The following is a 10,247-nucleotide window of genomic DNA, read 5'->3' as shown; positions in this document are numbered from 1 at the left end:
CTACTCGCGTTCGAACCGGAAGCCGACTCCCCGGACGGTGGTGATGTAGCGGGGCTTGGCGGCGTCGTCGCCGAGTTTGCGGCGCAACCAGGAGATGTGCATGTCGAGGGTCTTGGTCGAACCCCACCAGTTGGTGTCCCACACCTCCCGCATGATCTGTTCGCGGGTGACGACCTTGCCGGCGTCGCGGACCAGCACCCGCAGCAGGTCGAACTCCTTGGTCGTCAGATGCAGCTCCTTCTCCCCCATCCAGGCGCGGCGGGAGTCGGCGTCGATGCGGACCCCCTGCACGACCGGGGTCTCCGAGGTGCCGCGCCGCAACAGCGCGCGCACGCGGGCCAGCAGCTCGGCCAGCCGGAAAGGCTTGGTCACGTAGTCGTCGGCGCCGGCGTCGAGCCCGACGACAGTGTCGACCTCGTCCACGCGGGCCGTGAGTATGAGCACCGGAGTGCCGTGCCCCTCGGCACGGATCCGGCGCGCGACCTCGAGACCGTCCATCTCTGGCAGCCCGAGGTCGAGAACTATGAGGTCGATGCCGCCCGACAGGGCCCTCTCCAGGGCCTGCGGGCCGTCGGGGCTCACCTCTACCTGATAGCCCTCGCGGCGTAGCGCACGCGCGAGTGGCTCGGAGATCGAGGTGTCATCCTCGGCGAGAAGTACGCAGGTCATGAAGCGATCGTAGGTCCTTAGGCGATCGTTTCCCGGGCACAGCGCGCGGTTTGACTCGTCGTTGACCTATCCATTGACCTGGGCAAACGAAGCTAAATAAGGGTTAGTCGTGATTAAATTACCGCGATTATCGAGGGGAAATCACAAGGCGCTCCAGGCTTTCCGAAGACGTCGCGCATGCCCGGCACCGCGGACACGGACACGTTCCACGCCCGGCGCCCGGAGCGTGATACCCCGCTCCGCGCGCCGGGATGCCGCGAATTCGACATTCTCCCCAGAATTACGGCCGGCGGGTCAGAGCCAGCTCGCCCGGACGGAGGTGGCCGGGCCGGTGGCGGGGGCGGTGCCCAGCTCGCCGGCGTGAACGCGGCCGAGCAGGCGGCCGACCGTGTCGACGATCTCGGGCGCGGCCTCGCGCAGGCCCGCCGCGTCGCCGGGGCCCGCCTCCGCCGGATCGACCCCCGACTGCCGCAACACGCCGTCGAGATCGGCCAGCCGCTCCCCCAGCCACTTCAGCGGCTCGGCCGACAGCTCCTCGTCGAACACCCGCTTGTCGGGCTCCCACCCGCTGGAGCCCGGGTGATGATGCGTACGGTCGAAGCTCCCCGGCCGCCCCTCGACCGACTCCAGCAGGTCGACCCGCCAGATGAGCTGGTCGACGACGATGGGACGGGCCGAGTAGATGGAGCCCTTGAGCTCGCCCGGCGCGAGCCTGCGGATCTCCAGGCGTACGCCGTGCTCGGCGCCCTCCTGGTTCTCTCCGGGGTCGGGGTCGACGAAGTACAGGTCGCTGACGGCCACGCCGATGCGCTCGAAGCCGAAGAGATAGAGCATGGAGACCACTCCCTCACAGGTGTACGGGGCTCGCCTCCCCCAGTATCCGTCAGGCGCTCCCGCTGAGCCCGCGTACGACCAGCTCGACGAGCTGGCGCAGGCGTGTGCGCAGGACGGCCGGCTCCGCCTTCGCCCCCGTGATGCCCTCCGTCGCCGCGACCAGCAGGTCGGCGGCGTCGCGCGGCGGGAGCGCGACGCCGAGCAGGGCCAGCTCGCGGGCGCAGTCGTTGAGCGTCCGCTCGACGACGTCCCGGAAGCCCTCCTCGAACGCCGCCCGCACGTCCTCGGCCACCACCGCGGCATCGGCCAGCAGCTCCGACCGGAACCCGCCCTCGACCGTGCCGCCGAACAGGTCGATCTTGACCGCGAGCACGCCGTAGAGCCGGTCGGCCGGCGACGCGCCGGAGCGCCTGGCGCTCTCGGCGGCGGCCAGGGCGTCGTGGACCAGCCTGCGACCGACCGCCCTGAAGACGTCCTCCTTGCCCTTGAAGACCAGGTAGAGGGCCGGCCTGGACATGCGGGCGGCCTGGGCGATGAGGTCCATCGAGGTGCGGCGGTAGCCGTAGCGGCCGAACACGCCGAGCGCGGCGGCGACGATCTGCTCGCGCTTCGCCTGAGCCGCCTCCGTCATGCGTGGCAGCCTATACAGCGGACGGCCCCGCCGCCCGGAGGGGCGGCGGGGCCGGAAGGCCCGATCTCAGTCGTCGATCGATCGCGGCTCGGCGTAGCGGGCGAGGTAGAGCTGCTCGCCCAGGCTGCGGATGAGGCCGAGCTCGGTTTCGAGGTAGTCGATGTGCTCCTCCTCGTCCTCAAGGATGTCCTCGAAGATGCGGGCGGAGGTGATGTCGCCCTTCTCCCTCATGAGCTGGATCGCCGGCCGGAGGCGCTCGACCACCGACAGCTCCACCTCAAGGTCGGCCTTGAGCTGCTCCTCGACGGTCTGGCCGATGTGCAGCGTGCCGAGACGCTGGTAGTTGGGCAGCCCTTCGAGGAAGAGGATGCGGTCGGTCAGCCGTTCGGCGTGGCGCATCTCGTCGATGGACTCGTCGCGCGTGTGCTTGGCGAGCTTGGTGTATCCCCAGTTCTCCTGCATCTTCGCGTGCAGGAAGTACTGGTTGATCGCCGTGAGCTCGGCGGTCAGCTGTTCGTTGAGCAGTTCGATGATCTGCTTGTCGCCCTGCATGAACGGGCCCCTCGTTGCGGTGCGGCTATGCGGTCGTCAGTTCTTCAGACTGCTTCAGGATCGCACAGATCTTCCGTACACAACGGGCACAGTCACCACCGGCACCAGTGGTGTCGCGAATCTGCTTCGCACTCTTCGCCCCGGAGGCGATGCAGTCGTGGACCTCGTTCTCGGTCACAGCACGACAAATGCATACATACATCCGGGGACAAGCCTCTCAAGCGAGCAGGAAGGGACACCTTTAGGTTAGGCACACCTAAGATAGCTCACTTCGGTAAGGCTTGCCTATGTTAGAGGCGTCACATTCGCCTGACCCCGCAGGTCAGTGGCCTCGTGCCAGCCAGTCCCCCAGGTGCGACGCCTCGGCCCCGATGGACGTGGAGTCGCCGTGGCCGGTGTGGACGACCGTCTCGGGCGGCAGGGACAGCAGCCGCTCCGCGATCGACTCGATGATCGTCTCGAACGACGAGTACGACCGTCCGGTCGCGCCCGGCCCGCCCTTGAACAGCGTGTCGCCGCTGAACAACACGCCCTGGTCGGCGGCGTGCAGGCAGACCGCGCCCGGCGAGTGACCCGGCGTGTGCAGCACCTCCAGCGCCACCCCGCCCACCGGGATCCGCTCGCCGTCGGCCAGCGGCGTGTACGCCACCTCGGGGCCGTACACCTGCTCCCAGAGCACCTGGTCGGCCGGGTGGAGCCGGATCGGCGCGCCGGTCAGCTCGGCCAGCCGGGCCGCGGCGTTGATGTGGTCGTTGTGGGCGTGGGTGCACACGATGGCCTTGACCCGGCGCCCGCCCGCCCGTTCGGCGATGGCCTCGGCGTCGTGGGCGGCGTCGACGACCACGACCTCGCGCGCGTCGCCGATCAGCCAGACGTTGTTGTCGACCTCCCAGGTGCCGCCGTCGAGCGAGAACGTCCCGGAGGTGATGACGCGGTCGATCATCTAGAGGATCACCACCGAGCGCAGCACCTCGCCGCGGTGCATCTTGGCGAACGCCTCCTCGACCTGGTCGAGCCCGATCGTCTCGGAGACGAACTTGTCCAGCGGCAACCGGTTCTGCAGGAACAGGTCGATCAGCATCGGGAAGTCGCGGGAGGGCAGGCAGTCGCCGTACCAGGAGGACTTCAGCGCGCCGCCGCGGCCGAACACGTCGATCAGCGGCAGCTCCAGCCGCATCTCCGGCGTCGGCACGCCGACCAGGACCACCGTGCCGGCCAGGTCGCGGGCGTAGAACGCCTGCTCGTACGTCTCCGGCCGGCCGACCGCCTCGATCACCACGTCCGCGCCGAACCCGCCGGTCAGGTCGCGGATCGCCTCGACCGGGTCGTTCTCGCGCGAGTTGACCGTGTGCGTCGCGCCGAAGCCGCGGGCCCACTCCAGCTTCCGGTCGTCCACGTCGACGGCGATGATCCGGGCCGCCCCGGCCAGCGACGCCCCCAGGACCGCCGCGTCGCCGACGCCGCCGCAGCCGATCACGGCCACGCTGTCGCCGCGCGTCACGCCGCCGGTGTTGATCGCCGCGCCGATGCCGGCCATCACGCCGCAGCCCAGCAGGCCCGCGACCTGGGCGGGCGCCTCGGCCGACACCTTGGTGCACTGTCCGGCGGCCACCAGCGTCTTCTCCAGGAAGGCGCCGATGCCGAGCGCGGGCGACAGCTCGGTGCCGTCCTTGAGCGTCATCTTCTGGCGGGCGTTGTGGGTGGCGAAGCAGTACCAGGGCCGGCCGCGCAGGCAGGCGCGGCACTGGCCGCACACCGCGCGCCAGTTGAGGATCACGAAGTCGCCGGGCTCCAGCCCGGTCACGCCCTCGCCGACCGCCTCGACCGTGCCCGCCGCCTCGTGGCCCAGCAGGAACGGGAAGTCATCGTTGATCCCGCCCTCGCGATAGTGCAGGTCGGTGTGGCAGACCCCGCAGGCCTGCACGTTGACCACCGCCTCGCCCGGCCCGGGGTCCGGCACGACCACCGTCTCCAGTGAAACTTCCTGACCCTTACCGCGGGCGACGACGCCCTGCACTTCGTACGGCATGGCAGCCATCTTGTGTCAGGAGGTTGATCTCCGCAAGACATAGGGCTGGACCACGCCGAGCCCTCTTGCCGGCCGCCTCCTGATCTTGTGCACCGAGACCCCCTCGGCCCCTTCGCCCAGGCCCTCGGCCAGTTCCGAATCGACCACGATCGTCCCGGGACGGGCGATGGCCGTGAGCCGGGCGGCCAGGTTGACGGTGGTGCCGAACACGTCGCCCATCATGGGCACGACGGGCCCGTACGCCATGCCGATGCGCAGCTCCAGGCTCTCGGCGAGGTCGAGCGCGATCGCCGCGGCCTGGGCCGGGGCGGGCGCGGTGAACAGCACCTCGTCGCCGAGCGTCTTGACCAGCCGCGCGCCGTGCGCGGCCACCACGTCGGCGGCCCGCGACTCGAAGCCCTCGACCAGCGCGGCCAGCCCCCGTTCGTCCAGCTCGCGCGAGCGCCGGGTGAAGGAGACCAGGTCGGCGAAGCCGACGGCGATCGACACGCGGCCCGGCACCCGGTCGGCCCGGTCGTCGGCGACCGCCAGCAGGCGGGTGCCCGCCGCGGCGAGCTGGGCCCGCCAGACGTGGATCAGCAGGTGCTCGAAGTCGGGCAGGAGGGCCTTGGCCGTGTCGAGGACGCCGGTCAGGTCGGCGTCGGCGGGCGGGTCGGGCAACATCGTGCCGATCACGATCTCGGCCTGCCACTGGGCCAGCCTGGCGGTGGTCTGGCCGAGCGCGCGGGCCATGCGGATGACGGTCTGCTCGTCGAGCAGGCCGCCGTCGAGCATCCCGCGCACCCGGCGCAGCGCGGCCACGTCGGCGTCGCTGAACGCCACGGCGTCGTCGGCGAGCTGGGCGAAGCCGAGCGCCCGCCAGATGCGCTCGGCCAGCTCCCGCGACACGCCGGCCTCGGCAGAGACCTGCTCGCGCGTGTAGCGGGCCGGCATGCCCACGAGCGTGCGCTCGATCTGCTCGGCCGTCGGTCTGCCGCGCGGTTCGGAGGCGTTCACGATCAGCAGGCTACGCCACCCTCAGTGGCCGTCGATCTCCCCGTCGGACGCGTCCTCGACCAGCTTGAACAGGTCCATGCGGACGTCCTGGATCCTCGGGATGTCGCGCAACACGATCTGACCCCGCTCGCCCGCGGACTCGACGGTCAGCGTGCCGCAGCCGAGCAGGCGCTCCAGGAACGTCTGGTCGGAGCTGACGGTGTTGACCTTGGCCATCGGGATCTCGTCCGTGGACTTGTTGAGCACGCCCATGCTGATCGTGAACCGGTGGGTCGTCAGGACGTAGCCGGTGTTCTTCCACTGCAGGTAGGGCACGAGAGTGAAGATCGTCAGCAGGATCAGGGCGAGGACGACGACGACGATCCTGCCGTAGAAGGAGACGCTCTCCCCCCACGTGGCGGGGAGGAAGTACAGGGCCGCACCCGCTGCCGCGGCGATGAGGATCAGCGCGAAGAACGGGCCGACAAGGCGCTTCCAGTGGGGATGGAAGGATCGGACGCGCCGCTCACCCTGCGTCAGATGGTGGTCGGGAAGGGTCATGCCGCACATGCTCCCACCAACGCCGCCAAGCGGCTACGCCGGTGACTTATCCGGCGGCCCGTACGTGCACGACATCTCCGGCGCCCAGCGTGTAGCGCTCGCCGCCGGACTCCACCTGGAGGTGGCCGGAGGCGTCGACGCCGGTCGCCCGCCCGGTCAGCACGTGGTCGCCCGGCAGCTCGACGCGGACGTCGCGGCCGACCGTGGCGCTGGTGGCGAGGTAGGCGGCGCGCAGCCCGGCGGCCTCGGCGTCGCCGCCCGTCGCCTCCCACTCGCGGTAGTGGCTCTCGACCTCGCGCAGCACGGCCCGCAGCAGCGGGTCGCGGTCGAGGCAGGCGGCCTCCTCGATGGCCAGGGACGTGGCCGTCTCGACCGGCGCCTCGTCCGCGCGGAGCGAGACGTTGAGCCCCATGCCGATGACGACGGCGTCATCGACCCGCTCGGCCAGCACGCCGGCCAGCTTGCGCTCGCCGATCAGCAGGTCGTTGGGCCATTTGAGGCGTACGTCCACCTCGGCCAGGCGGCGTACGGCCGAGGCGGCGGCCACGCCGTAGAGCAGCGGCAGCCACCCTTGGGTGGTGACCGGCGCCGTGGGCCTGAGCAGGACGGAGAACGTCAGCCCCGACCGCGGCGGGGCCGTCCAGGCGCGGTCGAGCCGGCCCCGGCCGGCGACCTGCGACTCGGCCACCAGCACCCGCCCCTGCTCGGCCCCCGCGAGGGCGGCGGCGGCCAGGTCGGCGTTCGTCGAGCCGGTGGAGTCGACGACGGTGACGCCGGTCCAGAGTGCTCCCGGGCGGACGAGCGCGCGGTTGAGCGCGGCCTCCGAGAGCGGAGGACGGTCGAGGTCGGAGTAGCGCGAGTGGGCCATCCCCCCATCTTGGCCGAACTTCCGCCGTGGTCATCGCGCCGCACCGGCTGTCTCGAAGTCCGCGTGAGGGGTAAAGATGGGGGGATGAGCAGACGTCCTGACCCTCGCAACTGGGCATCGTGGCGGCCCTTCGGCCTCGGGTTGCGCAAGCCGAACAACTACCTGGAGCTGTGGAAGGCGTTCAGGTCGGTCAAGGGGAACAGGCGTTACGCCTGGCGGATTCTCAACCAGGGCACCTGCGACGGCTGCGCGCTCGGCACGCACGGCATGCGCGACTGGACGATGGACGAGATCCACCTGTGCAACATCAGGTTGCGGCTGCTGCCGCTCAACACCATGCCCGCGCTCGACGTGTCGCTGCTGGGTGACGTCTCGGGGCTGGCCGGGCGGAAGAGCGCGGAGCTGCGGGAGCTGGGACGGCTGCCGTACCCGATGTTGCGGCGCGCGGGCGAGCCCGGCTTCACCCGCGTCAGCTGGGACGAGGCGCTGCGGCTGGCGGCCGACCGGCTGCGCGGCGCGCGGTCCGGCACGTACCTGACCAGCCGCGGGGTGCCCAACGAGAACTACTACGCGGCCCAGAAGGCGGTGCGCGCGCTCGGCACGAACAACGTCGACAACGCCGCGCGCATCTGCCACTCGCCCTCGACGGTCGCGCTGAAGCAGACCATCGGCGCGGCGGCCACGACCTGCTCCTACACCGACTGGATCGGCTCCGACCTGATCGTCTTCATCGGCTCGAACCCGTCGAACAACCAGCCGGTCGCGATGAAGTACCTCTACCACGCCAAGAAGGCCGGCACCCGGATCGCCATGGTCAACGCCTACCGCGAGCCGGGCATGGACAAGTACTGGGTGCCCTCCAACGCCGAGTCCGCGCTGTTCGGCACGAAGATCACCGACGAGTTCTTCGGCGTGAACGTCGGCGGCGACATCGGCTTCCTCAACGGCGTGCTCAAGCACCTGATCGAGAACGACTGGGTGGACGAGACGTTCGTGGCCGAGCGGACGTCCGGCTTCGAGGAGGCGCGCAAGGCGGTCGAGGGCCAGACGTGGGCCGAGCTCGAAGCACTGTCGGGAGCCACGAAGGACCAGATGTTCCGGCTGGCCAAGCTGCTCGGCGAGGCGCGCTCGGCGGTGCTGGTCTGGTCGATGGGCATCACCCAGCACTCCTACGGCGAGGACAACGTCCGGGCGATCGTCAACCTGGCGCTCGCCCGCGGCTTCCTCGGGCGGGACAAGTGCGGGCTGATGCCGATCAGGGGGCACAGCGGGGTCCAGGGCGGGGCCGAGATGGGCGCGTACGCGACCGGTTACCCCGGCGGCCTGCCGATCACGTCCGCGAACGCCGCGAAGTTCACCGACCTGTGGGGTTTCCCGGTGCCCGACTCGCCCGGTCTGACCGCCACGGACATGATCGACGCGGCCCACCGCGGCGAGCTCGACGCGCTCGTCTCCTCCGGCGGCAACTTCCTGGAGGTGCTGCCCGACCCGGCCTACTGCCGCGAGGCCCTGTCCAGGCTGGGGCTGCGGGTGCACATCGACATCGTGTTGTCCTCGCAGATGCTGGTGCCGGGCGAGGGCGACGTGCTGCTGCTGCCCGCGCAGACGCGCTACGAGATGGTCGGCGGCGTGACCGAGACCTCCACCGAGCGGCGGATCATCTTCTCGCCCGAGGTCGAGGGCCCGCGCGTCGGCGAGGCGTGGCCGGAGTGGAAGATCTTCTCCGAGCTGGCCGCCCGTACTCGTCCCGAGATCGCGGACCACGTCCGGTTCACCGGCACTCCGCAGATCCGTGCGGAGATCGAGCAGGTCGTGCCGTTCTACCAGGGCATCTCCGGGTTGCGGAAGTTCGGGGACAACGTCCAGTACGGCGGCCGCCACCTCTTCTCCGACGGCCGCTTCCAGACCCCCGACGGACTGGCCGTCTTCTCCGTGGTCGAGCCGCCCGCCCTGGAGCGTCCCGACGGCACGTTCATGGTCGCGACCAGGCGTGGCAAGCAGTTCAACAGCATGGTCCACGAGCGGCTCGACGGCTTCAACGGCGCGGCGCGCGAGGCCGTTCTGATGAGCCCGTACGACGCCGACCGGCTCGGCCTGGCCGACGGCGCCCCGGTCGAGCTGCGCGCCGGCGAGCGCTCCTACCAGGGCAAGGTGCTGCGTGCCCCGCTGATGCCGGGCAACCTGCAGATCCACTGGCCGGAGGGCAACGTGCTGCTCGACGAGGCCCGCCGCTCGCCACAGGCGCGCATCCCCGACTACAACGCCCTCGTCACCGTGCGGCCGCTGTGAAGGCGCGTCCCGGGCCCACCACCCGCGTCCGCATCAGGGAACTGGCCGGCTCCGGCGTCCGCGACCGGCGCGACGACCTGGCCACGGAGGAGCCGCTGGAGATCCGGCTCATCGGGGCCGGCGGCACCCGCAAGACGGTCGCCATCACCATGCGCACGCCGGGTCACGACTTCGAGCTGGCCGCCGGGTTCCTGTGCGGCGAGGGCCTGGCCGGGCCGGAGGACATCGCGGCCATCGCCTACTGCGCGGACGAGGACCTGCCGCCCGAGGCCCGCTACAACACCGTCACCGTCCGCCTGCACGGCCCGGTGCCCGACCTGCCCGCGCTCGACCGGCACTTCCTCACCTCCAGCGCGTGTGGCGTCTGCGGCGCGGCCGGCCTCGACGCGCTGCACGACCGCTGCAAGCCGATCCCCGGCGGCCTGCTCCGGCTGACCCCCGAGGTGCTGTACGGCCTGCCCGGCACGCTGCGCGAGGCCCAGGGCGTGTTCGGCAAGACCGGCGGCCTGCACGCGGCGGGCCTGTTCTCGGCGACGGGCACGCTGCTGGCCCTGCGCGAGGACGTCGGCCGGCACAACGCGGTCGACAAGCTGGTCGGCTGGGCCGCGCTGGCGGAACGGCTGCCGCTGGCCGAGCACGTGCTCATGGTCAGCGGCCGGGCCAGCTACGAGATCATGCAGAAGGCGCTGGCCGCGGGCATCCCGGCGGTCTGCGCGGTGTCGGCGCCCTCGTCCCTGGCCGTCGATCTGGCCAGGGAGTTCGGGATGACGCTGGTCGGGTTCCTGCGCGGCGAACGCTGCAACGTCTACGCCGGGCAGGAGCGTGTCACGGTCTAGCCG

The 10,247-nt window shown here is 70.8% G+C and carries 12 protein-coding genes; 2 read left to right on the top strand and 10 right to left on the bottom strand.

The annotated features are described in order from the left end of the window. The 10 genes from IEZ27_RS34910 to IEZ27_RS34865 form a co-directional block, all read right to left on the bottom strand. Positions 1-669, bottom strand: a complete 669-nt coding sequence (locus IEZ27_RS34910) for a response regulator transcription factor (protein WP_043620820.1) — start codon at positions 667-669, stop codon at positions 1-3. A gap of 294 nt (positions 670-963) precedes the next feature. Further along, complete coding sequence (locus tag IEZ27_RS34905; protein ID WP_189651136.1) at positions 964-1,503, bottom strand: hypothetical protein; 540 nt, start codon at positions 1,501-1,503, stop codon at positions 964-966. Positions 1,504-1,552: 49 nt separating this feature from the next. Continuing rightward, complete coding sequence (locus IEZ27_RS34900) at positions 1,553-2,134, bottom strand: TetR/AcrR family transcriptional regulator (protein ID WP_189651135.1); 582 nt, start codon at positions 2,132-2,134, stop codon at positions 1,553-1,555. 66 nt (positions 2,135-2,200) lie between these two features. After that, positions 2,201-2,686 (bottom strand): bacterioferritin, encoded by a 486-nt coding sequence (bfr, locus tag IEZ27_RS34895; RefSeq protein ID WP_125632479.1) that lies wholly within the window; start codon positions 2,684-2,686, stop codon positions 2,201-2,203. A gap of 25 nt (positions 2,687-2,711) precedes the next feature. Further along, positions 2,712-2,888: a (2Fe-2S)-binding protein gene (locus IEZ27_RS34890; protein WP_125632481.1), complete on the bottom strand. Its 177-nt coding sequence runs from the start codon at positions 2,886-2,888 to the stop codon at positions 2,712-2,714. A gap of 120 nt (positions 2,889-3,008) precedes the next feature. After that, the gene (locus IEZ27_RS34885) at positions 3,009-3,629 is read right to left on the bottom strand and encodes an MBL fold metallo-hydrolase (protein ID WP_189651134.1); all 621 of its coding nucleotides are present in this window, start codon (positions 3,627-3,629) and stop codon (positions 3,009-3,011) included. Next, entirely contained in the window at positions 3,630-4,715 is a 1,086-nt protein-coding gene (locus IEZ27_RS34880) for an S-(hydroxymethyl)mycothiol dehydrogenase (protein ID WP_185844536.1), read from the bottom strand. It abuts the gene before it with no gap. 15 nt (positions 4,716-4,730) lie between these two features. Further along, complete coding sequence (locus IEZ27_RS34875) at positions 4,731-5,711, bottom strand: adenylate/guanylate cyclase domain-containing protein (RefSeq protein ID WP_379478650.1); 981 nt, start codon at positions 5,709-5,711, stop codon at positions 4,731-4,733. Positions 5,712-5,732: 21 nt separating this feature from the next. Further along, entirely contained in the window at positions 5,733-6,251 is a 519-nt protein-coding gene (locus IEZ27_RS34870) for a PH domain-containing protein (RefSeq protein WP_189651133.1), read from the bottom strand. 46 nt (positions 6,252-6,297) lie between these two features. Beyond that, entirely contained in the window at positions 6,298-7,119 is an 822-nt protein-coding gene (locus IEZ27_RS34865; protein ID WP_189651132.1) for a biotin--[acetyl-CoA-carboxylase] ligase, read from the bottom strand. 84 nt (positions 7,120-7,203) lie between these two features. Here IEZ27_RS34865 and IEZ27_RS34860 point away from each other — a divergent pair, with 84 nt between their 5' ends. Next, positions 7,204-9,408, top strand: coding sequence for an FdhF/YdeP family oxidoreductase (locus tag IEZ27_RS34860; RefSeq protein WP_189651131.1), 2,205 nt, complete (start codon positions 7,204-7,206; stop codon positions 9,406-9,408). Continuing rightward, on the top strand, positions 9,405-10,244 hold the full coding sequence (gene fdhD / locus IEZ27_RS34855; RefSeq protein WP_189651130.1) for a formate dehydrogenase accessory sulfurtransferase FdhD: 840 nt from the start codon (positions 9,405-9,407) through the stop codon (positions 10,242-10,244). The genes IEZ27_RS34860 and fdhD overlap by 4 nt, the downstream gene beginning before the upstream one ends. Positions 10,245-10,247: the final 3 nt, after the last annotated feature.

The organism is Nonomuraea spiralis, from assembly GCF_014648435.1.
In the GTDB taxonomy this organism is placed as follows: domain Bacteria; phylum Actinomycetota; class Actinomycetes; order Streptosporangiales; family Streptosporangiaceae; genus Nonomuraea; species Nonomuraea spiralis.
Note: the sequence above shows the minus strand (reverse complement) of the source record. Positions and strands in the feature narration are given on the sequence as shown.

Excerpts from the sequence above, each read along its gene's own strand:
- IEZ27_RS34900 (WP_189651135.1), bottom strand. The coding sequence starts at position 2,134 with ATGACGGAGGCGGCTCAGGCGAAGCGCGAGCAGATCGTCGCCGCCGCG.
- IEZ27_RS34865 (WP_189651132.1), bottom strand. The coding sequence starts at position 7,119 with ATGGCCCACTCGCGCTACTCCGACCTCGACCGTCCTCCGCTCTCGGAG.
- IEZ27_RS34910 (WP_043620820.1), bottom strand. The coding sequence starts at position 669 with ATGACCTGCGTACTTCTCGCCGAGGATGACACCTCGATCTCCGAGCCA.
- IEZ27_RS34885 (WP_189651134.1), bottom strand. The coding sequence starts at position 3,629 with ATGATCGACCGCGTCATCACCTCCGGGACGTTCTCGCTCGACGGCGGC.
- bfr (WP_125632479.1), bottom strand. The coding sequence starts at position 2,686 with ATGCAGGGCGACAAGCAGATCATCGAACTGCTCAACGAACAGCTGACC.
- IEZ27_RS34880 (WP_185844536.1), bottom strand. The coding sequence starts at position 4,715 with ATGCCGTACGAAGTGCAGGGCGTCGTCGCCCGCGGTAAGGGTCAGGAA.
- IEZ27_RS34905 (WP_189651136.1), bottom strand. The coding sequence starts at position 1,503 with ATGCTCTATCTCTTCGGCTTCGAGCGCATCGGCGTGGCCGTCAGCGAC.
- IEZ27_RS34870 (WP_189651133.1), bottom strand. The coding sequence starts at position 6,251 with ATGACCCTTCCCGACCACCATCTGACGCAGGGTGAGCGGCGCGTCCGA.
- IEZ27_RS34860 (WP_189651131.1), top strand. The coding sequence starts at position 7,204 with ATGAGCAGACGTCCTGACCCTCGCAACTGGGCATCGTGGCGGCCCTTC.
- IEZ27_RS34890 (WP_125632481.1), bottom strand. The coding sequence starts at position 2,888 with ATGTATGTATGCATTTGTCGTGCTGTGACCGAGAACGAGGTCCACGAC.